The 23258-nt window shown below is 66.6% G+C and carries 22 protein-coding genes; 12 read left to right on the top strand and 10 right to left on the bottom strand.

Features of this window, described 5'->3' with window-relative positions:
* Nucleotides 1-13: 13 nt before the first annotated feature.
* From Q9K23_RS20030 to rsgA, 4 genes are all read left to right on the top strand, one after another.
* Nucleotides 14-241, top strand: coding sequence for a hypothetical protein (locus Q9K23_RS20030; RefSeq protein ID WP_020793453.1), 228 nt, complete (start codon nucleotides 14-16; stop codon nucleotides 239-241).
* An 85-nt stretch (nucleotides 242-326) separates the two neighbouring features.
* The gene (locus Q9K23_RS20025; protein WP_020793454.1) at nucleotides 327-713 is read left to right on the top strand and encodes a VOC family protein; all 387 of its coding nucleotides are present in this window, start codon (nucleotides 327-329) and stop codon (nucleotides 711-713) included.
* Between the two features lie 68 nt (nucleotides 714-781).
* A complete protein-coding gene (gene aroA / locus Q9K23_RS20020) occupies nucleotides 782-2044 on the top strand; it encodes a 3-phosphoshikimate 1-carboxyvinyltransferase (RefSeq protein WP_053777160.1) in 1263 nt (420 codons plus the stop codon).
* Nucleotides 2041-3084, top strand: a complete 1044-nt coding sequence (gene rsgA, locus Q9K23_RS20015) for a ribosome small subunit-dependent GTPase A (RefSeq protein ID WP_053777159.1) — start codon at nucleotides 2041-2043, stop codon at nucleotides 3082-3084. The genes aroA and rsgA overlap by 4 nt, the downstream gene beginning before the upstream one ends.
* 111 nt (nucleotides 3085-3195) lie before the next feature.
* Here rsgA and Q9K23_RS20010 read toward each other — a convergent pair whose 3' ends face one another.
* The 8 genes from Q9K23_RS20010 to Q9K23_RS19975 form a co-directional block, all read right to left on the bottom strand.
* Nucleotides 3196-4182 (bottom strand): MFS transporter, encoded by a 987-nt coding sequence (locus Q9K23_RS20010; RefSeq protein ID WP_020790091.1) that lies wholly within the window; start codon nucleotides 4180-4182, stop codon nucleotides 3196-3198.
* A gap of 25 nt (nucleotides 4183-4207) precedes the next feature.
* Entirely contained in the window at nucleotides 4208-5518 is a 1311-nt protein-coding gene (locus Q9K23_RS20005; protein ID WP_305950137.1) for an ISL3 family transposase, read from the bottom strand.
* Between the two features lie 131 nt (nucleotides 5519-5649).
* Complete coding sequence (locus tag Q9K23_RS20000) at nucleotides 5650-6081, bottom strand: MFS transporter (RefSeq protein ID WP_020790223.1); 432 nt, start codon at nucleotides 6079-6081, stop codon at nucleotides 5650-5652.
* 49 nt (nucleotides 6082-6130) lie between these two features.
* Nucleotides 6131-8497 carry an FAD-dependent oxidoreductase gene (locus tag Q9K23_RS19995; RefSeq protein WP_053778067.1) on the bottom strand — a complete coding sequence of 789 codons (2367 nt, stop codon included), beginning with the start codon at nucleotides 8495-8497 and terminating at the stop codon, nucleotides 6131-6133.
* A gap of 108 nt (nucleotides 8498-8605) precedes the next feature.
* Nucleotides 8606-9415: a LacI family DNA-binding transcriptional regulator gene (locus tag Q9K23_RS19990; RefSeq protein WP_305950255.1), complete on the bottom strand. Its 810-nt coding sequence runs from the start codon at nucleotides 9413-9415 to the stop codon at nucleotides 8606-8608.
* Between the two features lie 553 nt (nucleotides 9416-9968).
* Nucleotides 9969-10838: a 3-hydroxyacyl-CoA dehydrogenase gene (locus tag Q9K23_RS19985; protein ID WP_020790216.1), complete on the bottom strand. Its 870-nt coding sequence runs from the start codon at nucleotides 10836-10838 to the stop codon at nucleotides 9969-9971.
* 372 nt (nucleotides 10839-11210) lie between these two features.
* Entirely contained in the window at nucleotides 11211-11954 is a 744-nt protein-coding gene (locus Q9K23_RS19980) for a GntR family transcriptional regulator (RefSeq protein WP_053778065.1), read from the bottom strand.
* 50 nt (nucleotides 11955-12004) lie between these two features.
* Nucleotides 12005-13027, bottom strand: coding sequence for a LacI family DNA-binding transcriptional regulator (locus tag Q9K23_RS19975; RefSeq protein ID WP_053778064.1), 1023 nt, complete (start codon nucleotides 13025-13027; stop codon nucleotides 12005-12007).
* Nucleotides 13028-13195: 168 nt separating this feature from the next.
* On the opposite strand from Q9K23_RS19975, the gene Q9K23_RS19970 reads away from it, so the two are divergent.
* From Q9K23_RS19970 to Q9K23_RS19960, 3 genes are all read left to right on the top strand, one after another.
* The gene (locus tag Q9K23_RS19970; protein ID WP_020790217.1) at nucleotides 13196-14389 is read left to right on the top strand and encodes a phytanoyl-CoA dioxygenase family protein; all 1194 of its coding nucleotides are present in this window, start codon (nucleotides 13196-13198) and stop codon (nucleotides 14387-14389) included.
* Between the two features lie 83 nt (nucleotides 14390-14472).
* Nucleotides 14473-15363 carry a sugar phosphate isomerase/epimerase family protein gene (locus tag Q9K23_RS19965; RefSeq protein WP_020790224.1) on the top strand — a complete coding sequence of 297 codons (891 nt, stop codon included), beginning with the start codon at nucleotides 14473-14475 and terminating at the stop codon, nucleotides 15361-15363.
* Nucleotides 15360-16346, top strand: coding sequence for a Gfo/Idh/MocA family oxidoreductase (locus tag Q9K23_RS19960; protein ID WP_020790219.1), 987 nt, complete (start codon nucleotides 15360-15362; stop codon nucleotides 16344-16346). The genes Q9K23_RS19965 and Q9K23_RS19960 overlap by 4 nt, the downstream gene beginning before the upstream one ends.
* Before the next feature lie 259 nt (nucleotides 16347-16605).
* Here the strand turns inward: Q9K23_RS19960 and Q9K23_RS19955 are convergent, their stop codons facing one another.
* A complete protein-coding gene (locus Q9K23_RS19955; protein ID WP_053778062.1) occupies nucleotides 16606-16803 on the bottom strand; it encodes a hypothetical protein in 198 nt (65 codons plus the stop codon).
* Nucleotides 16804-17206: 403 nt separating this feature from the next.
* A complete protein-coding gene (locus Q9K23_RS19950; protein WP_053778061.1) occupies nucleotides 17207-17500 on the bottom strand; it encodes a hypothetical protein in 294 nt (97 codons plus the stop codon).
* Between the two features lie 510 nt (nucleotides 17501-18010).
* Here Q9K23_RS19950 and iolC point away from each other — a divergent pair.
* The 5 genes from iolC to Q9K23_RS19925 are packed head-to-tail and all read left to right on the top strand — an operon-like array spanning nucleotide 18011 to nucleotide 23034.
* Entirely contained in the window at nucleotides 18011-19012 is a 1002-nt protein-coding gene (gene iolC, locus Q9K23_RS19945) for a 5-dehydro-2-deoxygluconokinase (RefSeq protein ID WP_020794150.1), read from the top strand.
* On the top strand, nucleotides 19005-19940 hold the full coding sequence (locus tag Q9K23_RS19940) for an aldolase (RefSeq protein WP_082366018.1): 936 nt from the start codon (nucleotides 19005-19007) through the stop codon (nucleotides 19938-19940). Before iolC ends, Q9K23_RS19940 begins: the two co-directional genes overlap by 8 nt.
* 8 nt (nucleotides 19941-19948) lie before the next feature.
* Nucleotides 19949-20818, top strand: coding sequence for a 5-deoxy-glucuronate isomerase (gene iolB, locus Q9K23_RS19935; RefSeq protein WP_053778060.1), 870 nt, complete (start codon nucleotides 19949-19951; stop codon nucleotides 20816-20818).
* Between the two features lie 24 nt (nucleotides 20819-20842).
* Nucleotides 20843-22900: a 3D-(3,5/4)-trihydroxycyclohexane-1,2-dione acylhydrolase (decyclizing) gene (gene iolD, locus Q9K23_RS19930; RefSeq protein WP_053778059.1), complete on the top strand. Its 2058-nt coding sequence runs from the start codon at nucleotides 20843-20845 to the stop codon at nucleotides 22898-22900.
* Complete coding sequence (locus Q9K23_RS19925; RefSeq protein ID WP_261978035.1) at nucleotides 22900-23034, top strand: hypothetical protein; 135 nt, start codon at nucleotides 22900-22902, stop codon at nucleotides 23032-23034. Before iolD ends, Q9K23_RS19925 begins: the two co-directional genes overlap by 1 nt.
* Nucleotides 23035-23258 lie beyond the last annotated feature (224 nt).

The following is a 23258-nucleotide window of genomic DNA, read 5'->3' as shown; positions in this document are numbered from 1 at the left end:
CTATCGTGGAGGTATGTCCCACAGCCCCAAGCCCGAAGAGCTCGATCCCGCCGTCGACGACCCCGACATCCCGACCGAACCACCGCGTCCATCGGCGTTCGCATTCGGTGATGCCACACCGATCGGCGAGACCGACCGGATCGTGCGGGAGACCGCCGCCTACGACGCCGCACGCCACGACATCGAGGTGACCCGCGGGCACGCCGTCGGCGGGAGCGACGGCAGCACCGAAGGCCAGTGACCGACCCGCTCACATCCCGACATTCCCGACGCGCCGACGCGGTTGTCCCACGCGGTCGGCCGATGGACGTGTAGACACTTCAGGCATGGAGGTCCTCACCAGCCGCGTGCTGCTCCGGTCCGGCGATCCCGAGCGACTGCAGCACTTCTACCGTCATCAACTGCGTCTGGCCGTGGCCCGGGAGTATCCGGGCGGTGTGGTGTTCTACGCGGGCAACGGGCTGATCGAGGTGCCCGGTCATCTCACCGCCGACACCGACCCGGCCGTGGAACCGTCGGGGGCACTGTGGCTGCAGGTCCGCGACATCGCCGCCACCGAACGCGAACTCCGGCAGGCCCGGGTGGAGATCGCACGCGAGCCGCAGACCGAGCCCTGGGGTCTGATCGAGATGCACGTTCGCGATCCCGACGGCCGGCTGCTCATCGTCGTCGAGGTGCCCGCCACGCATCCGCTGCGTCTCGACAACCGGTGAGCGCCCACCCACCGGGCTACCAGAGCTGATTGGCCGCCCGGTCGAGCCGTCATGACAGACTGGACGCCATGAGCACGTGGAATGCGCCCGTTTCCGGGCCGGTGGACGCCGTCGTGGATCTCCCCGGCTCGAAGTCGATCACCAACCGTGCCCTGCTGCTCGCCGCCCTCGCCGACGGTCCGTCGACCATCACCGGCACACTGCGCAGCCGCGACACCAACCTGATGCTGTCCGCACTCACCGGCCTGGGCACCGGCGTCGCCGTCGACGCCGACGACCCGACCACCGTCACCATCACCCCGAATCCGATGCACGGCACCGACGTCTACTGCGGACTCGCCGGAACGGTGATGCGCTTCCTGCCGCCGGTCGCCGCACTGGCCGACGGGCGCGTCGCCTTCGACGGCGACGAGCAGGCCCGGCATCGTCCGCTGGCCACCATCCTCGACGCGCTGCGCGGTCTCGGGGTCGAGATCGACGGTGACGCCCTGCCGTTCACCGTCACCGGCACCGGATCGGCCCGCGGTGGCCAGGTGACCGTCGACGCATCCGGGTCGTCGCAATTCGTGTCCGGGCTGCTACTCGCCGGTGCCCGGTTCGACGAGGGCATCACGGTGGCCCATGTGGGCCCGCCGGTTCCGTCGATGCCGCACATCGAGATGACCATCACGATGCTCGCCACCGCCGGGGTCGTCGTCGACGTCTCCACCCCCGACGTGTGGCGGGTCCCGCCCACGCCGATCCGTGCCGTCGACTGGGCGATCGAACCGGATCTGTCGAATGCGGCGGCCTTCCTCGCCGCCGCGGCAGCCACCGGTGGCCGGGTGAGCGTGCCGCGCTGGCCGTCGATGACCACCCAGCCGGGGGCACAGATCGCCGACATCCTCGCCGAGATGGGTTGTGCCGTAGAGCTCGTCGACGGTCTGCTCACCGTCACCGGCCCGGAACGACTGAAGGGCATCGACCGCAATCTCAAGGAGATCGGCGAGCTCACCCCCACCATCGCCGCGCTCGCCGCACTGGCCGACACCGAGTCGAGACTGACCGGCATCGCCCATCTGCGTGGACACGAGACCGACCGGCTCAAGGCGCTGACCACCGAGATCGGACGCCTCGGCGGCGACGCCGAGGAGATCGAGGACGGACTGATCATCCGACCCGCGAAACTTCATGGCGGACAATGGGAATCGTATGCCGATCACCGGATGGCGACTGCCGGTGCGATCATCGGCCTGCAGGTACCGGCGGTACTCGTCGACGACATCGAGACCACGTCGAAGACGCTGCCCGACTTCCCCGGCATGTGGCAGCAGATGATCGGTCGCCCGTGAGCCGACGCGCGGAGAGCTACGACGAGTCCGACGTCCGGATCCGTCCCGGCAAGGGCAGCCGTCCGCGCACCAAGACCCGTCCCGCACACGAGAACGCGGAATCCGCGATGGTCGTGTCGGTCGATCGTGGCCGCTGGGGGTGCACGCTCGGCGGCGACCCCGGCCGCCGGGTGGTGGCGATGCGCGCCCGCGAACTCGGCCGCACGCCGATCGTCGTCGGCGACGATGTGGGAGTGGTCGGCGACCTCACCGGCCGGCCGGACTCCCTCGCCCGCATCGTCAAGGTGGCCGAACGCCGAACCGTGCTGCGCCGCACCGCCGATGACACCGATCCCTATGAACGGATCGTCGTCGCCAACGCCGACCGACTGCTCATCGTCACCGCGATGGCCGATCCCCCGCCCCGCACCGGCTTCGTCGAACGCGCACTGGCCGCAGCCTATGTCGGCGGGTTGGAGCCGATCCTGTGTCTCACCAAGACCGACCTCGCCTCCCCGGACGAGTTCGTCGCCGCATTCGAGGGTCTCGATCTGCCGATCGTCCACGCCGGGCGCACCGATCCCCTCGACGACGTACTGACGCTGCTCCGCGGGCATCTGACCGCCCTGATCGGTCACTCCGGGGTGGGCAAGTCCACCCTGGTCAATCGCCTTGTGCCCGAGGCAGACCGGGCCACCGGGGTGGTCTCGGGAGTGGGCAGGGGACGCCATACCTCCACTCAGTCGGTGGCATTGCCGCTACCCGGCGACGGCGAGACCCAGCGCTCGTGGGTGGTCGACACTCCGGGCATCCGCTCGTTCGGGCTGGCACATGTGGGTCCCGACGACATCATCGACGCCTTCGACGATCTGCGCGATGCCATCGAGAACTGTCCACGCGGCTGCACCCATCTGGGTGCGCCGGCCGATCCGGAGTGTGCCCTCGACGAGCTCGAAGGTCCATCGCATCGACGGGCGATGGCGGTGCGCCACCTGCTGATCGCGGTGTCGGGGGGCAAGACCGAGGAGGCAGAATCGGGTCCGAGCTCGGACTCCACCTGAGCTCGGCCCGATCCGGTGCGAGATCACGATCACGGCGGCCTGCGCGGTTGACGCGAAGCGTTCAGTCGGCCCCGGCGACACACGGCACGGTTGACCGGACGACGAGATCGATCATGCGTGGCTCGCGGTGATCTCCTTGACCTGTTCGCGCCCCATCGCCTGGTCTCGCCGCAACGGTGTGACGATCAACGCGACAATGGCGATGACCGGGAACACCGCGATGATCAGCATGGTCGACGTGGCCCCCACCGCCGACAGCAGAACCGGGAAGCAGAACAAGCCCACGATCGAGCCCAATCTACCCATGGATTCCGACCATCCCGTCCCGAGACCACGGATCTCCGTCGGGTACACCACCGCAGCCAGCGTCTTGCTCAGCGGTCCTGGACCGAAGGACGTGCCCGCCAACATGAATGCCACCAGTACCACCGGCACGATCGACAGATCCTGACCGCCGATCCCGACGAGTCCCACCGCGACCAGGCAGACCACGACGACGGTGTATCCGGCCAGGCCCAATCCACGCAGACCCAGCCGCGAGGTCAACCGCACTCCGATCAGGCCGGCCACCAGCGCCAACACCTGAGCACAGATCGTCGCGATGATCGTCGACACCATATCCTTGCCGAATATCAGTCCGGCGATCACCGGGATGTAGAAGCCGACGCCGTAGTATTGGAGCTGCTGCACGAAGGCACAGATCGACACCAGCACCGTGCGCGACCGATTCGTGTAGGTGAACAACTGCCCCACACCATACTTTCGGTTCTCCGGATCGAAGTCCCGATCATCACTACCGTCGGGTTCCACCCGCACATCGATCGCATAGGTGGAGCCCAGCACCTTGGCCGCGACGTCAAGCTTCTGGTGTTTGGCCGACCACAGCGGCGATTCCTCGGAGTATGTCAACCGCAGGACCAGCGCGACCACCGCGATCACCGCGCCGACACCGCAGGTGACCCGCCACATGTGACCGGTGGCCATGGCTACGGCAAATGGAAGAGCGATCGCCACCCCGAGAATGTTGGAGAATGAGGCGACGGGCTGCCAGAGGTTGATGAACTTGGCCTGTGTCTCCTTTGTCAACAACTCAGCCATGAAACTGAATGCGGCTCTTCCTAATTCAGAGTGCGCGCAGGCTTTCTGCGAGTTGGCCGGAGTGGATGAGCGACCGCAAGATGTAGTGGGTGAGGTTACGGAACCCGAGGGCGATGCCGCGCAGATGCTCGAGGCGCCCGTTGATGGCTTCGACTGGGCCGTTGGAGGCGCCGGTGTCGAAGTAGGCGAGGATCTCGGCCCGTCGTGACCACAACGAACGCCCGAGTTGGGCCAGCTCTGATAGTCCGGCGGGCACGCCGGTCTTGATCTTCTTGAGCAGCTTGTACATTGCGATCTTGCTGTCCCGCTTGGTGGGTTGCTCGTAGGCATCGATCAACTCCTGGTAGATCGCGTAGGTGACCGCAACGGCCACGTGCTCCTCGCGGGCATCGAGGCCGCCGCGCAGCCGAGTCTTCTGCTTGTCGGTGAGCAACCCGATCCGGGTCAACAAGGTGCGACGGATGCCGTAGAGCGGATCCCCGGATCGACCGCGATGCCCGCACGTATCTTGTTGCACGCGTTGACGACACAAGGTCAATTTCTCCGCTGCCAGATGCACGACGTGGAAGGGGTCCATCACCACACGCGCCTTGTCGAGGGCTTCGGCAGTGGCGGTGCGATACCCGGTGAACCCGTCCATCGTGACCACCCGAATCCGGTCGCGGAACCCCTGATCCCGCGCGCCGAGCCAGTCTTTGAGCGCGGCTTTGGAGCGGCCGGCGACCATATCCAGCAACCGGGCCGGGCCGGTTCCATCCACGATCGGGGTGAGATCGACCAGGACGGTCACGAAATTCGGATCACCCTTGCCGCGAACGTGTTTCCACTTGTGCTCATCGACCCCGAGGACCCGCACACCGGCCAACCGGGCCGGTGCAGCAGCCAGCTTCTTGACCGCGGCCAGGGCGAGGGTGTTGACGGTGTTCCAGCTCAACCCGACCGCAGCCGCGACGGCCTTCACACTCATCTTGTCGCTGATCATCGCTCGCATGATCCAGGTGGTGGTGCGGCGGGTGACCTGCGCCCTCGGCGCCACGATGGCGCTGATGTCGGCACGAAACACCGACGTCGTGCAGTCGGTGGTGGCACACACATAGCGCGGCACCGACAGGTGCAGCCGGGTCGGATGCCCGACGATGGGCAGATCGGCGACCTCACGGTCGACATGATCACGCAGCCGACCCGCCTGCCCGCACGTCGGGCAGGTGTTCTTCGGGTCCAGGAGCTGGCAAAACAAGTGGGTACGGTCCTCGCCGTCGATGGCGGCATCGGTGATCGTGACGCCGAGTTCGATCGTGCGGCAAATCGTGTCGGCAATAGCGCTACGCTGCGTCATGGGTCCTGTTGGTGTTCGGATTGGGTGTGTGAGAGCTTTCATCTTCACACCACAGGACCCGCCACGAGCCCAGCGGCTCACCACCGAATCGGACCTACATCTAGTGGACTCGCACACCCATTCGGGCACTCTCAATCAGGAAGAGCCCTGAATGCGACCGGAATGTCCAGGCCGACCGCGATTCCGAGGAGTATCCGGAAGAACAGAATCATCCAGAAGTTCACCGAGAGCGCCACACCCAACGGTGCGATGACAAGCAGGACCGCACAGATCACGAACAGGCGATAGCGACCGGTCCGATCTGCGATGATGCCGCCGGCGAGGGCACTGAGCAACGCGCCAACGGCCGTCGACGACGTGACTATTCCGACCTGGGTGGGCGTGAGTCCGAGCTCGGCGGCCATCGAGCTGACCCCGATACTCAGACTGCCCAGGTCATAGGCATCGGCGAACACCGAGGTCATCGCGATCGCGAACAGGATTCCCGCGCGCTGGGTGTTGCGTGGATTGTCCTCGATGTAGCGGATGATGTCGCGCCGATTGCGAACCACCAGTGTGGACATCAGCCCACCTCTCCGACGACGGTCCGACCGAAACCTACTGCAATGCAGTTCATCGTCGCACCTCTGCCTGCTGGTCGATCTCTCGTCCGGCGTACGCAGGAATCGTGCAGATCTCGCGATCATAGGCTCGAATCTCGTAGACACCGACCGCCGGATCACCGTTGGTGGACAATGCGACCAATCGCAGCCCACGGGTCCTCTCGGACCGATCGAGCGTGTGCACCACCCGAGTGGCAGTGTTGTCCTCGACCCGAACCACCGTCCGCCACCCGTTGGCGTCGGCGACCTGGAGTTCGTAGTCGCGCAGGCACTGCGGGTCACGATAGAACGCCGGATAGGCGTGATACTCGCGAAGCAGATGGCCGGCGAAGGTGAGCTGGACCTGCTTGATCTCGTGCTCGACCGGCCAGGTCAGTTCAATCCAGGCGGGCAAGGGTACCGCCGGGTCGGAACGCCACTGATTGGTCGAGCGATGCGGTCGAGCCTCTCCCGAGATCACCTGATCCGGTTCGTATCCGCGCTGCGGCGGCACCACCTCGAAACCGAGGGTCTGACCGCTGCCAAATCGGCGATAGTGCCCTGGATTGTCCTCGAACGCGGCGATCTGCCCGGGCGCTACAGCCGGCGAGATATGCCATTCGACATCCTCGGCAGGAGCCAGATCGACTCGCACGAAAGATGATCCACCCACCTCGGGGAGTCCGATATCCCAAGTGACCCAGGCAGGGCCGCCAACGGGAACCTCGATTTCTTCCTTGGCCAGTACCATGCCCGTGTCCACCCGATAGTCCCAGATGTCATCGACGGCGTAGAGCGTGGCAGCCACCCGCGCCGACGCGGTCCCATGATTGCTCAGACACAACCGGATCGCATCGAGCGGCTGGCCCGCCCCGCGGATGATCCACTGCGCGACCCGACGTTCGAGATTGCCACGGAAGGGGAACAGCGGATAACCACGCCAGTAGTCGATTCCGCCGGTCCGGTCGGTGCTCGACGGCCCGACCCCGCGCACGAGGTCGGTGGAACTGGCCGAGATCGTTGCACTTCGGGCGAGGTCAACGGGGTCGGAGTTGGCCACGTTGACCAAGAAGGCACCATCGCGGAGGATCGTCTGCTGAATCCGGGCAATGTCATCCGCTGCCGCCTCGACGACGTGATCCGCCGAGAAGTTCAGTGCGGCAGCGATACCCACCGCTTCGCCCATGGACGCACAGGTACCCATCACGCGCGTTGCCCCCATCGCGACATGGGTGGCGCTCATGTTGCGGCCGGCGAAGAACAGATTGTCGATGACGGCAGAGGACAATGCCCGCAGAGGAATCCCAAACGGCGGGACGTACTTCGACCCCATGGAGGCCTTACCCGGGTCTTTCCACTGATCCTGGGTCGACGGTTCGGCGATGTCCTTCAGCAGCCCGCCGATGGTGTGCAGATCCATGTACCAGCCGCCGAAGGCGACCTCGTCGTCGAACTTCGTCCCGTCGATCAGGTCGGATTCGGTGAGCAGGTAGCGTCCCTCAAGCCTGCGACTCTCCCGCTTTCCCGGTACCTGACCGATCCAGTCGAGTGCGAGCGTCGACGCGCGCGGCGACCAGTAGGGATGACGATTCTTCAGATAGTCCCAGATACCCAGTACATGCCTGGTCAGCTCATGCCGCAAGATCTCGTTGTCGTACAGACTATTCCACGGTGCACCGAGTTCGATCCACCAGTATCCACTCTCGAGCGTCGGGATCTTCCTGCCACCGCCGGTGAAGAACTCGTCGCTGTCATATCGAACCGCCCACTCCGGTGCATGGAACTCGGTGGGCACCCCGGTATCCACAGTCTTGAAATGCAGCGAGGAGCCCATCGTGTCCGCGGATGACTCGGCGGGAGCATGTGTTTCACCGAACTCTGCGGATGCCTCGATACCGAATCGGGACGGATTCCCGGCCAGATCCCCGACGGTGCCGTCGCCAGTACAGTCGATGAACACCGATCCGCGGATCTCCCGGATCATCTCCGCACCCCACGTCCGGGCGGTCACCGAGGCGATGTGCCCGTCGCGCACCTGCACCCCCTCGACCCCGGTGTTCAGGTGAAGGGTGAGATTGTCGGTCCGGACCGCCATGTCGTAGAGGACCATGTCCCAGACCGAGTTGGTCCACCCGTTCTCCTCGATCTTGGCATGATTGCGAACGCGTTCCTCGATGAGAGCCTCCGAGATCACCCCTGTCTCCCGCGCGTAACCGTGAAACGCAGCTGCACCATGCGGGGTCACGCGGATCTCGGATGATGAGTTGCCACCCAGCACAGGTCGATCCTGCACCAATGCGGTCTTGGCGCCGTGGCGAGCCGAGGCAAGGGCTGCCGAGAATCCGGCGAGCCCTCCCCCGCAGACCACGACATCATAGTGTTCAGCGACAGTGCGCATCGGAGTCGTCTCCATCCTCATAAATTGTGACCCACATCATGTGGACCGGTCCACATCGTAAGCCGCCACATATGTCCGGTCAATAGCTCATAGGCCTTTCGCTGGGCGTCAGCCCCGCTGCGCGACCCCACTGGAGCTCGAACGCACAACCAGCGAAGGCTCGACCCGCATTTGCCGCGACCCCTCACCAGCTTCGGTGGTTTCGTCGAGCAGCACCTCGGCCGCTCGCGCGCCGATGGTCTGGTTACCGGGATCGACCGAGCTCAGATCCGCAAGATGAAAGGACGCGGCCGGAGTGTTGCCGTAGCCGACGACGGCGATCTGGGCTCCGGCCGCACGAATCGCCGCAAGCGCCCCGATCGCGGCCGAATCACCGGCGGCGGTCACCGCGGTCGGTGGCTCGGCCTCGGCGAGCAGACGTCGCATCGCGTGAAATCCCGCCCGCTCCTCGAAATCTGAATGTTCGACCCGGATCTCGGCAGCGAGATCGTGGCCGACCATCGCGCGTCGGTACGCCGCCGCGCGGGCCGCTCCCACCTTCCCGATACCCGCCAGATGCGCTATCCGACGGTGACCCTCCGAAACCAGGTGTGATATCGAGAGATCAAGTCCACGATCATCATTGGTGAACACCTCGGCGACCCCGGGAATACCGACGTCACGGGCTCCGGCAACGACGGTGGGTATCCTCGCCGCGAGGGCTTCCAACGCCGACATGTCGACAACCGCGCCGACGATCAGTAGCCGAGCAGGCCGCAGATCGCCGAGAAAGGCGATCGACGCCGATTCAAGCACGGCATCGGCCCCGGGCTCGCTGAAGCTCGCCGGTGACAGGAGGACCTCGAGCCCGGCCTCGTCAAACCTGCGCGATGCCCCGATGACGATTGGGGCCAACGCCGCCGAGTACAGATCGGCCACCACGATCCCGGTGAAGCCGCCGTCGGAGTTGTTCAGCGTCCTGGCCGACCAACTCGGGCGAAATCCCAACTCCGTTGCAGCGGCCATGATCTTCTCCAGGCTGTGTGCGCCGACCCGACGTGGCTCCACGAAGGCGCGCGACACCAGCGACTTCGAAACCCCGGCCACCTCGGCGACATCCCGAATCGTCGGGCGTTTGTCCGCACGCCCCTTCCCAGTACCCACTCCGCCAGCCTAGTCGCGGCCTTTCCCGCAACCGGCGTGACAGGGCCCCGACCAGTCATTCATCTTGGCGGTGGGGTGGGATGACGGCGTGTATGCCTGCTTCTCTGGTGGTGGTCCGTGATGACGATTCGCGTACGGTGTTGGAGTCGTGGACACGGTCGACGACGTTGAGTGCGGGTCTGGCCGCGCGAAGCTGCGATCGTATCGGTGGCCTCGGGTGTGGGGACCATGGCAACAGCTCGGGCACCTTCGGGAGCTCGGCCGACGGTGACGTACCGGTCGACCCGGTTGTTGGCAACCCAATCGTGGTGCCGTCAGCTGGATGCGGTCAGCCCTTGTCGTCGGTCGTGTAGTCGTAGAAGCCGTGACCGGTGGCCATACCGAGCCGGCCTTTGTCGATGTAGTTCTCCTTGAGCCAGCGTCCGAGCTCCTGCTGGCCTTCGTCGCCGTTCATCATGATGTTGTACGGGGTATTGAGTCCGACGATGTCGTAGATCTGGAACGGCCCGATCGGCGCGCCGGTGGCGATACGCCACACGTTGTCGACGTCCTTCGGGTCGGCATAGTCACCGGCGGCCAGTTGCGCCGCGGCCGAGAGGAACGGCACCAGCAACGAGTTCAGGACATAGCCCGCCTTCTCCTTGTGCATCGGGATCGGAACCATGCCGATCTCGGAGGCGCAAGCGACGACGGCGTCGAACGAATCCTTGCTGGTCTCCGGGGTGCCCATGATCTCGGCCGTGTTGAACTGCCAGACCCGGTTGGCGAAGTGCATGGCGAGGAAGCGGTCCGCTCGACCACTCGACGGCGCGATGTCACTGGGCAGCAGCGTCGACGAGTTGGTGGCGAAGATGGTCTTCTCCGGCGCCAACGCGTTGAGCTTGGCGAAGGTGTCCTGCTTGATGGACAGCACCTCCGGTACCGCCTCGATCACGAGGTCGGCATCGGCTGCGGCGACCGAGAGATCAGAAGTGAATGAGAGATTCGCGAGCGCGGCGTCGACCTTGGACTGCGAAGCGCCCGGAACCTCGGCGAGGTAGGTCTTCGCGAGTCCGTGCGCGCGCTCCTTTGCCTTGACGAGAATGTCGTCGTCGATGTCATATGCGACAACCTTTTTGCCGCTGTACGCGGACTGGAAAGCAATCTGAGATCCAAGAACACCGGTACCGAGCACTGCAATGGTTTCGATTGTCGACATGGCCCGAAGCTATCGCGGTCCCACACCACTGTCAACCGATTCCCAAGAGGCTGCCATCACATTCATCGGCAGTAATGAAGCCGCTCAAATCCACCGGTTCGAGGGTTCAGAACGGACAGGAATTCGATTGATCTGTGCCTGATTCGGATCGCCCTGAACCTCCTGGAGACTTTCTCACGATCGGTCCATCAGGCCTGCCGGAACCGCGATTTCACGAGTTGTTCGGCGAACGTTGACGTCTCGAGATCATCGAGGTCTCCGAGGACGCCTGGCCCGGAAGCCTCACCATTCATATTCTCTGATCATTTCCGGAGAAATGTGTGGAACCGTCCGAGGACTTCCGTCGCAAGCAACTTCCGGATTCCTGCCGAACTACCGGTCCACCACTGTCGTCTCGAAGAAGTAGCGGTCGGCCCGATATGCGTGCCGGCCGACCTCCACCACCTTGCCCGCATCGTCGAAGGCGGTGCGCTGCATGGTGAGCAGCGGCGACCCGACCTCCGTCTCGAGCATTGCCGCCTCATCCGGTTCGGCCGCCTTGGCGCCGATCACCTGACGGGCCAGCCGGATGTGCACACCGCGTGCGCGCAACCCCTTGTAGAGACCGCCGTCCTCGAGCTCACCTGCAGGCGGACAGATGTCGGCGGGCAGATGATTGGTCATCACGGCCAGGGGCTCGCCACCCGCACTGCGCAGGCGGCGGATGGTGACCACCTCGGCGCCGGCAGCGAGGCCGAGATCGCTGCGCAGTTCCTCGTCGGCCACCGATCGCCGGTACTCGAGCAGCTGCGTGGTGGGATACATCCCCGCGGAACTGAGGTCGTCGAAGAGGCTCGTCAGTTCCACCGAACGGTTCACCGGACTCAGGACGACCTGCGTGCCGACGCCGCGCTTGCGGACGACCACACCCTTGTCCACCAGCTCCTGGATCGCCTGCCGGATGGTCGGTCGCGACAGCCGGAGCCGTTTTGCCAGGTCGAGCTCGTTCTCGAGCCGGTCACCGGGCGCGAGATCACCGCGGATGATCGCCGCCTCGATGCCCTGCGCGAGCTGGTGGTACAGCGGCACGGGGGTGGAGCGGTCGAGATCCACCTGCAGTTGCCTGGCCTCTGTCATGCTCTCCAGTATGTCATAACAAGCAAACATGAATGGCATCATCGTTCGACTCAATCCGGCGGCATGTTGTATGGGGTGATCACGCCGATCTCGGAGGTCTGTGGCCGATACTCCCCCGCGACCGCGCCGTGGTAGCTCATCACGGTCTGCGCAACCCGTCGCATATCCGCCCGAAGATCGTGGTGAAGCACCGCCGTCAGGTGCCCGCTGCGGAGCAGGGCGCGGTTGGACGGACCCAGATCGTGGCCGATGAAGACCTCGCACGTGCGGTCGGCGCCGGCGAAGGCGCCGGCGATCCCCTTGTTCCCGCCACCGATCGAATACACCGCGGTGATCGTCGGATCTTCTTGCAGTGCAGCAGATGCCAGAATTCGACTCGTGACGTCGAGGCCGTCGGATCCCGACACGTCGACGATCCGCCGGTGCGGGTCGCCCCGACGCATCGCCGCGCGGAAGCCCATCTCCCGTTCCTCCTCGCCCCGGAACATCTCACTGCTGGTCATCACCAGCACCGCCGCGTCGACATGCCGCAGCCACTGGCACATCAGAAATGCCGCGGTCGCTCCGGCCGCGCGGTTGTCCATCCCCACATAGGCCATTCGCGTACTCATCGGGACGTCGGTGACGAAGGTGATCACCGGGATCCGGACAGTGGTGAGCCTGCCGATCGCGGCCGCCACCTCCGGGGTGTCGGGGGCCTTGAGGACCACGCCCTGACTGCCGCGCCGGGCGATGCCGTCGAGTGTTGCGATCAGATCGTCGATCGGCCACGTCTCGTGGAGGTGATACCGCGCGCGGAAGATGGCCGGTCGCAATCCGGGTAGCTCGGCCTCCAATGCGGCCCGGACCATCGACGAGAACCGCCGGGGCGTCTCCATCACCAGGTCGATCATGAACTGCCGTCCCGACAATCTCAGCTGCGACCGCTGCCGGTCCAGGTCGGCGATGGCCTGCTCCACCTGCAGGACCGTGCCCTCGCGCACACCCGGCCTCCCGTGCAGTACACGATCGACCGTCGCCTCGCTCACCCCGGCCTGTCGGGCGATCTCGCGCATGGGATATCGGTGTGGCATGGCCCACTCCTGAGGGAATCTTGATGGATATCTGATCTTGTTCGGACAATAGGATCTTGCCATTCTGAGTCCGGATGTACGCCCCGATCGCCCGGCCGGACGCGGCCGCATCGACGGACACACCCCACCGACCCCAGATCCACCCCGACGACGAGAGGAAGCCCTGCGATGACGACCTCGAGCACCACTCCCACCACAGCCGGCCGGCGTGCCGACCGCTTCTCCCCCGACGAATGCCGGATCGACGACTTCATCGCCTCGATCGGCACCGAGACCGATCTCGCGGACTACCCCTACGCGACGTCGGTGCAGAGCAATGTCCTGGTCTACGACGCCCCCGCACTCCGTTCACAGATCGTCGACCCCGACACTCGGGCGAGCGTCGGTGACGAGCTCGCCCGCGCGTTGCTGACCGGCCCCGGCATCGTCGTCTTCGCCGGCGCCTTCGACGAGGACACCGCGCTATCGGAGTCCACACAGATCTACACCGACATCATCGACGCACAGCACGCCGCCGGGCAGAGCTTCGGTGACCACTTCGCCACGCCCGGCGCCAACGACCGGATCTGGAATGCCCTGCAGAAGCTCGCCCTGCGCAACCCCGAGACGTTCGTCCGCTACTACCGCAACGACATCCTGGCCCTGATCTGCGAGGCCTGGGTCGGCCCGATGTATCAGGTGACCTCGGCGATCAACGTCGTCAATCCCTTGGGGGCCGCGCAGAATCCCCACCGCGACTACCACCTCGGCTTCATGTCCACCGACACCGCGACCCGATTCCGCGCCCACCAGCACCGACTGTCGGCCGCGCTGACCCTGCAGGGGGCGGTCGCCCATGTGGACATGCCGCTCGAGTCCGGACCGACGATGTATCTGCCCTACTCCCAGCGCTACGAGCAGGGCTATGTCGCGTTCAACCTGCCGGAGTTCCGACAGTACTTCGCCGACAACCACATCCAACTTCCGTTGCGCGCAGGCGATGCCGTCTTCTTCAACCCGGCGCTGTTCCATGCCGCAGGCCACAACACCTCAACCGACATCAAGCGCATGGCCAACCTGCTGCAGGTGTCGTCGGCGTTCGGCCGGGCGATGGACGCCGTCGACCGATCGGCGATGCTCCGCTCGCTCTACCCGTGGATCCTCGATCTTGCCGAGACCGGCGACGATCACAGTGTCGGCAACGTGATCGCCTCGGCAGCAGAGGGTTACGCGTTCCCCAGTAACCTCGACCTCGATCAGCCGCTCACCGGTCTCGCCGGCGAGACCCAGGCCGAGCTGGTCCGGCGCGCCGTCGACGGACGCTTCGACGTCGACCAGTTCGATCGCGAGCTCGCCGAACTCGATCGTCGCCACACGCCGTAACCGGTTCGTCGACCGCCATTGACCACCGGGCCTTCCACACACCCGGCTTCCCAGACCCATTCCATCACGACGAGGTACGCACCATGATCACGACCCACCCCCGCATCGCCGCCGCACCCATCTCCTGGGGTGTGTGTGAGGTACCCGACTGGGGATATCAACTGCACGCCGAGCGCGTGCTCGGTGAGATGCGTGACCTCGGCGTCACTGCGGCCGAGACCGGACCGGACGGATTCCTCCCCACCGATCCGGCGGCGCTGCGCGACACCCTCGCCGCCTACGACCTGCAGTGTGTCGGTTCTTTCGTCCCGGTGGTCCTCCATGACGCCGACCATGATCCGGCTCCGGCGGTGCGGGCGGTGATCACACGTCTGCTGGTCTCCGGTGGCGATGTGCTGGTGCTCGCCGCGGCGACCGGCACCGACGGCTACGACAGCCGGCCTGAACTCGATGACGACGCCTGGCGCACCCTGCTGACCAACCTCGACCGCCTCGACGCGATCGCCGCCGAGAGCGGGATCGTCGCCGCCCTGCATCCGCATGTCGGCACGATGATCGAGCGAAATCCGGAAGTCCTTCGGGTGCTGGAGGACTCGTCGATCGGGCTGTGTCTGGACACCGGCCACCTGCTCATCGGCGGCACCGACCCTCTGGAGATCAGCGAGGCGTTCGCCGGCCGTGTCCGGCACGCACACCTCAAGGATGTGCGCGCCGACCTGGCCCGTCGCGTGCAGCACGGCGAGCTCACCTACACCGAGGCCGTCGCCGCCGGTATGTACGTCCCCCTCGGCGCGGGCAATGCGCGCATCGAGCGGGTGGTCCGCACGTTGCGCGACAACGACTACGACGGCTGGTTCGTCCTCGAGCAGGACACCATCCTCGCCGACGAGGCGGCCGGCGACTCCGCGGCCGCCGACGTGGCGGTCTCGATGTCGTTCCTGCGTAGCGCCTGCCGCCCGGAGATTCGGGCGTGACCGATCAGCCGTTGCGGATCGGTGTACTGGGCGCATCCCGGATCGCGGAGGCGGCGATCGTCGGACCGGCCCGCGAACTCGGCCATCGCCTGGTGGTGGTCGCTGCCCGTGATCGGGGACGTGCCGAGACGTTTGCCGCAACCCACGGGGTCGAGCGGGTGGCGGATTCATACATCGACGTCGTACAGGACACCGAGATCGATCTGGTCTACAACCCGTTGGCGAATTCGCTTCACGGGCCGTGGAATCTGGCCGCGATCGCGGCCGGGACCCCCGTTCTCAGCGAAAAGCCGTTCGCGCGCAACGCCGTGGAGGCGCTGGAGGTGGCCGACGCGGCGCGCTCGGCCGGGGTCCCAGTACTCGAGGGCTTCCACTATGCCTTCCACCCGCTGATGGAACACACACGCAAGCTGATCGGCGACGGCACCATCGGGACTCTGCGCCGTGTGGAGATCGAGATGGGTATGCCCGAGCCCGGTCCATCGGATCCGCGGTGGGACTACAGGCTCGCGGGCGGCGCGATCATGGACCTCGGGTGTTACGGCCTGCATCTGCTCCGAGCCCTCGGCACGTTCGCGGGCGGGGCGCCGGTCATCACCGGGGCCACGGCCGTGCTGCGCGGCGAGCAGATCGACGAGTCGGCCCGGATCGAGGTCGAGTATCCCGACGGCGCATCCGGGATGAACGTCAACTCGATGGTCGCCGGCGAATTCACCTTCCGCTGCCGGATCGTCGGTTCTGCCGGGGAACTCGTCGTGCACAACTTCCTCGCTCCCACTCGCGACAACCGGCTGACCGTCGTCACGGGCACCGAGACCCGTGTGGAGGAGGTCAGCAGCCGCTCCACCTACACCTTCCAACTCGAGGCCTTCGCGGCCACGCTCCGCCATGACGCACCCCTCCCGATCGACCTCGACGATGCGGTCACCAACATGACCTACATCGACGAGGCATACCGCAAGGCAGGCATGGAACCGCGCTGATCGTCCGGCTCGAACAGCACCTGCCACGTTCTGGTCGAGCAGGACATCCCACCTACCTCCAGATGTGGTCGACCACCCCGCCAATCCTTCTGCCACCCGCGGTCGGCGCCGTCGTCGAACGCCTCGACAAGGGACGGACCGAACGGTCGTCGACGACACTGCCGACCGAACTCGGGGGCAACGCGACCAGCACCTCGTCGATGTCGGGGTCGTCGCGGGGGGACTCCGACCAGGACGACCGCCGCACATCCCAGGCCGATCAGATCGGCGACGGCCCGCCGCCGGTCGCGGCCACGACCGTACACACCGAGGACGAGCCGAGGCGGTGGGGCGCCGTCGGTCTGCGCCCCGCGGCATCGGCAGCCTGGTACAGCGCGTCCACGGGATCGACCTCGAACGAGCTGGACGCGTCGAAGACGACACCGACCGGAGACGGTGTCTGCGTGCTGGGCGTCATGACGGTTCCTCGGGTGTCGCGGGGACTCTGGGGTGTCGCGGGGACTCTGGGGTGCCGCTGGGGCTCTGGGTGTCGCGGATTGTGCGGGGGCTGGAGCGGGAGGCCTGGGGCGAGGGTCTGGCGCGTGGCGACGGCCGTCGGGCGTGGACCTCGCACCCGACGCCGCCCCTGAGTGGAATACCTGTCACACGCCGAGTCCGTCGTTTGTCCTGACATATGGAGCTTTCAGACTCGCTCCGAGTGCCTGCGCACCCACCCCGACCGCCAAGGACACCGCGCCTACCGCGCAGACCGCCATCACGGTCGCGATCACCCAGTGTCATGGACAGCGAACCGGCACCCAGAAGGGCGAGGGCACGTGGGCAACCCGCCGCTGCCGACCAGTGCACATCCGCCCGGTCGGTCACGCCCGGGTCGGCGTCCCGACCGGCAAGACCCAACGTCCTTCGCGCACCGAGGCGGTCATGGCGTCGCGGGCCTCCGCGGCCCGCACCGCGGCATCGATGGTGGCTCCTGCGCCGACCGTGGCGACCTGCTCCGGTCCGCCGACCGACGCGCGGAACCGTGCGGCCTCGATCACCTCGAGGCCGTCGTATCCCAACGCAGCGGCCGAGCCGGACTGCAAGGCCGCATACTGCCCGTGCCCGGGACCGACGAACAGCGTCAACACGGCGAGATCCTGGATCGCACCGGACACCGGGCTGCGCCCGATCTCGAGTTCACCCCGATCGCACGATGCGGGAGGTCCGGGGCGGTCACGCTGGCGGCGGCAGCGACGGATCGGCCACCACCTCACGCCAGGCACCTACGCCACACGCACCGAACTGGTCGGCGGCGGCCGCCCACTCGGCGATCTCGTCGGCGATCATCGCCAGACGGGGCGACGGCCCTGGTGCCGGATAGTGGTGCGGCACCCGCGCAGACGCCAGGGCGTGCGCACGCCCGTCGAGCCGAATCCGATGACACCGACCGGCAGTTCAGGCGACTGCGCACCGGTGACGGCGGTCCTCTCGGGCAATGCGCTCGCCGTCATGGGAGTCCCTTCCTCAACGTGCCAACCATCATGACAGGTCCGTATGTCCAGACAAAGTCTTGACATTCGCATGTGGTGTGCCGCACTGTGGAGAAGCACCACCGGTCCTCCGCGCCCGACCGGCGCAGCCCGCCGCAAACACGCACACCGCATACCACTCACGAGGAGCAGTCCGTGACCACAGCCCGACCAACACCCGTCGTCGACGTGCTGGCGATCGGCCGCAGCGGCGTCGACATCTACCCGCACCAGATCGGAGTCGGCCTTGACGAGGTCACCAGCTTCGGCAAGTTCCTCGGCGGCAGCGCGGCCAACGTCACCGTCGCGGCGGCCCGCCTCGGACGCTCGGCCGCGCTGATCTCCGGGGTCGGCGCTGATCCGTTCGGGCGTTTCGTACGCGCCGAGATCGCCCGTCTCGGCGTCGACAACCGCTTCATCGGCATCGACCAGAGGTATCCGACCCCGGTGACGTTCTGCGAGATCTATCCGCCCGACGACTTCCCGCTGTACTTCTACCGCAAGCCCACCGCCCCCGACCTGCAGATCGAGGCCGACGACATCGACACCGCCGCCGTCGCACAGGCCCGGCTGTATTGGTCGACGGTCACCGGATTGTCCGAAGAGCCTTCGCGCAGCGCGCATTTCGCCGCGTGGGCCGCCCGTGAGCGTCGTCCGCTGACCGTCCTGGACCTCGACTACCGGCCGATGTTCTGGGAGTCGCCCGCGGCCGCCGGCGAGCAGGTGCGACGCGCCCTGAGTCAGGTCGTCGTCGCCGTCGGCAACCGCGAGGAGTGCGAGGTCGCCGTCGGCGAGACCGATCCCCACAAGGCCGCCGACGCGCTGCTCGACCTCGGCGTCGAACTGGCCGTGGTCAAGCAGGGTCCGCGCGGCGTGCTGGGCAAGACCCGCCACGAGACCGTCGAGGTGGCCCCGATTCCGGTCGACGTCGTCAACGGACTCGGCGCGGGCGACAGTTTCGGCGGTTCGCTGTGCCACGGCCTGCTCGAGGGCTGGCCACTGGAGAAGGTCCTGCTGCACGCCAACGCCGCCGGCGCGATCGTCGCCGGCCGGCTCGAATGTTCCACCGCCATGCCGACCGCCGACGAGGTGGCCGCGCTCGCCGTCGACCCTCGCCGGACCCCCCACACCACAGCCCAGGAGGCCCAACATGTCTGACCTCGTCACAGCGATCACCTCGACGTCACCGCGTGACCTGATCACCGAGGTGCCCGTGTGCTCCGACTACGCCGACGTCACCACCGTGCGCGCGCAGCAACCCGAGGCGATCGCTGCGGCGTGGGCTCGGCGGCGTCGCCGCGACACCGCCCGCGGCGACGAGCGGCTGATGATCGTTGCCGCCGACCACGCGGCGCGCGGTGCGCTGTCGGTGGGCGCCAACGTAACCGCGATGAACAGCCGCACCGACCTGCTCGACCGGCTGCGGACCGCACTCGCCAATCCGGGTGTCGACGGCGTGCTCGCCACCTCCGACATCCTCGAGGACCTATTGCTCCTCGGCGCACTCGAGGACAAGGTGGTGTTCTCGTCGATGAACCGTGGCGGTCTGGCCGGGGCGTCGTTCGAACTCGACGACCGGATGACCGCGGCTACTGCATCCTCGACCGTCGCCGCCGGCCTCAACGGAGCAAAGATGTTGTGCCGCATCGATCTCGACGATCCGGGTACCCTCAATATGCTGACCGCCTGCTCCCGTGCGGTGGACGAACTCGCCGCCGGCGGTGTGATCGCGATGCTCGAACCGTTCCTGTCGCGGCGGGTCGAGGGCAAGGTGTGTAACGACCTCACCGCCGACGCGGTGATCAAGTCGATGCATATCATCCAGGGACTGGGTTCCACCTCCGCCTACACGTGGCTCAAGCTGCCGGTGGTCGACGAGATGGAACGCGTCATGGACGCCACCACCCTGCCCACCCTACTGCTCGGCGGCGACCCACAGACCGCACCGGAGGAGACCTATGCGAGTTGGGAACGGGCACTGACCATTCCGTCGGTCCGCGGGCTCATCGTGGGTCGCACGCTGCTCTATCCGTCCGACAACGACGTGGCTGCCGCGGTCGGTACCGCCGTCGACCTGGTGAGCTGAGGCAGACCATGGCCAGCAAGTACTACATCCCCGCCGGCAGCGCGACGCGCCCGCTGACCGTCGACGTCACCCCGGAATCGGCCGGATGGACCGAATCCTCGCTCTGGGTGGCCGAATTGGCGCCCGGAGGCTCCATCACGCGGGCCACCGGACCCGACGAGGTCCTGGTCGTCCCACTGGCCGGTGCCGCCGTGGTCTCCTGCGACGGACGGGCATTCGAGCTCGAGGGCCGATCCGGGGTCTTCACCGGCCCCACCGATTTCGCTTATGTGGGACGCAACTGCGAGTTCACCGTGACCAGTGCCGACGGCGGACGCTTCGCCCTGTGCGGTGCGCGCGCATCGGCGACCCTGCCCTTCCGGTACGGTCCGCGCGCCGAGGTGGCCGTGGAGCTTCGGGGTGCGGGCAACTGCAGCCGGCAGGTGCACAACTTCGGCACCGTCGACTCGTTCGATACCGATTCGATCATCGCGTGCGAGGTCATCACCCCCGGCGGCAACTGGTCGAGCTACCCGGCCCACAAACACGACGAGAACTCCGAACTGGAATCGCAGCTCGAGGAGATCTACTACTTCGAGATCGACGAAGGACCGGACGGCACAAAGGGTTTCGGCTATCATCGCGTGTACGGCACCCCCGAGCGACCGATCGAGGTGCTCGAGGAGGTCCGCAGCGGCGACGTCGTCCTGGTGCCACACGGCTATCACGGGCCGTCCATCGCGGCCCCCGGCTATCACATGTACTACCTGAACGTGATGGCCGGTCCGGGTACCGAACGTGCCTGGAAGATCTGCGACGATCCCGCACACACCTGGCTGCGTGGCAGCTGGGAGCACCAGGAGATCGACGCACGTCTTCCCCTGCACGACAATCTCTGACCCACCATCGAGAAAGAAGTCATCGTGGCACCGATCAACCAAGGGCGGGCAGGCGGCGTGACCGGCATCCGCACTCCACACGGTGAACCGACGGTCCGTCTGACCGTCGCGCAGGCGACCGTGCGCTTCCTGGCCAACCAGTATGTGGAGCGCGACGGCGAACGGTCGAAGTTCTTCGCCGGCTGCTTCGGCATCTTCGGACACGGCAACGTCGCGGGCCTCGGCCAGGCGCTGCTGCAGCAAGAGGTCGACGATCTCGCCGCCGCCGGTCCCGACGGTCCCGCCCGGCCGTCGCTGACATATGTGCTGGGCCGCAACGAGCAGGCTATGGTGCACTCGGCCGTCGGCTACGCCCGGATGAAGGACCGCCTGCAGACCTGGGCCGTGACCGCCTCGGTGGGACCCGGTTCCACCAACATGCTCACCGGCGCCGCGCTCGCGACCATCAACCGGATCCCGGTGCTGCTGTTGCCCGCCGACACCTTTGCCACCCGCGCCTGCGCCCCAGTGCTGCAGGAGCTGGAACTGCCGTCGTCGGGGGACATCACCGTCAACGACGCGTTCAAGCCGGTCTCGCGGTACTTCGACCGTGTGTGGCGTCCCGAACAGCTGACCGGTTCACTGCTCGGTGCGATGCGCGTGCTCACCGACCCGGTGGAGACCGGCACCGCCACCATCGCGATCCCGCAGGATGTGCAGGCCGAGGCCTTCGACTTCCCGGAATCCCTGTTCGCCGAACGCACCTGGCATGTGGCCCGCCCGCTGCCCGAGCGCCGCGTGATCGCTGAGGCCGCCGAGATCATCCGGTCGGCCCGCCGTCCGCTGATCGTCGCCGGTGGCGGCGTCATCTACTCCGGTGCCACCGAGGCACTGGACCGCTTCTGTGCGCGCACCGGAATCCCGGTGGGCCAGAGCCAGGCCGGCAAGGGCGCCCTGCCCTACGATCACCCCCAGTCGGTGGGCGCGATCGGCAGCACCGGCACCACCGCCGCCAACGCCCTCGCCGCCGACGCCGACGTGGTGGTCGGTATCGGCACGCGCTACAGCGATTTCACCACCGCATCCCGCACCGCCTTCACCGGCGAGGGGGTGCGCTTCGTGAACATCAATGTGGCATCACTGGATTCGGTCAAGCACTCCGGTCTCAGCGTCGTCGCCGATGCACGAGAGGCGATCGAGAGTCTGGACGAACTGCTCGCCGGCCACCACGTGGAGCCCGCGTACCGCGAGCGCACCGGCGCACTGGCCGCGGAGTGGGATCGCATCGTCGACGACGCGTACTCCCCCACTGCTGTCGGCGTGAACGTCGCCACCGGCGCCGAGGCCCTCACCCAGGGTGCGGTGATCGGCCTGGTCAACGAGACCTCCGATCCCCGCGACGTGGTGGTGTGTGCCGCGGGCTCGATGCCCGGTGACCTCCACAAGCTCTGGCGCACCCGCGATCCCAAGGGCTACCACGTCGAGTACGGCTACTCGTGCATGGGCTATGAGGTCGCCGGCGGACTCGGGGTCAAGATGGCATGCCCCGACCGCGACGTGTTCGTGATGGTCGGCGACGGTTCGTACCTGATGATGGCGACCGAGCTGGTCACCGCGGTCCAGGAGAACCTCAAGGTGATCGTGGTGCTGGTGCAGAACCACGGATTCGCCTCGATCGGTTCATTGTCGGAGTCGCTGGGATCACAGCGATTCGGCACCGGCTACCGGTACCGGGGCGAGCGCGGCCGGCTAGACGGTTCCACCCTGCCGATCGACCTGGCCGCCAACGCCGCCTCCCTCGGCGCCGGCGTCATCCGCGCCACCACCGCCGCCGAACTCGCCGACGCGATCAAGGTCGCCAAGGCCGCCGAACGCACCACCGTCATCCACGTCGAGACCGACCCGTTGATCGGCGCCCCCGACAGCGAGTCCTGGTGGGACGTGCCAGTTTCGGAAGTAGCCACCCTCGACTCCACCCAGCAGGCATACCACGTCTACTCACAGTGGAAGTCCGTCCAGCGGTCCTACCTGACCCCTACAGAGAGCGATCCGGGCGCCTCCTCCCCCAGCTCCCCCACCTCACCGAGCGACGGAGACCGGTGATGTCGAAGATTCTCGTGGGCTCTGCCCCCGACCACTGGGGAGTATGGCGTGGTCCGGCGACCGGTGCGGTGCCCGAAGACCGCGAGTACACCGACGGCGAGTTCGTGGACCTTGCCTCGACACCGGGCACGTGAGCCACTGCGGCGGCGACACCATCGCGATCATCCGTCGCCATCCGGAGCGCATCGGCCACCTGCACCTCGAGCAGGTCGACGAGGAGGCCGATCGACCAGCGCACCCAGAAGAACCTCGGCTCGTGCGGGTGTCCCCGCCGTTGCGTTCCGTCAGGGTGTGTCTCCCAATTCTTCAGGGAGGGATCTGTGGAATTGATGGTTCTCGCCGCGAGGAGGGAGCGGTG

The sequence above is a fragment of the Gordonia sp. NB41Y genome, assembly GCF_030718915.1.
Lineage (GTDB): Bacteria > Actinomycetota > Actinomycetes > Mycobacteriales > Mycobacteriaceae > Gordonia > Gordonia desulfuricans.
Note: the sequence above shows the minus strand (reverse complement) of the source record. Positions and strands in the feature narration are given on the sequence as shown.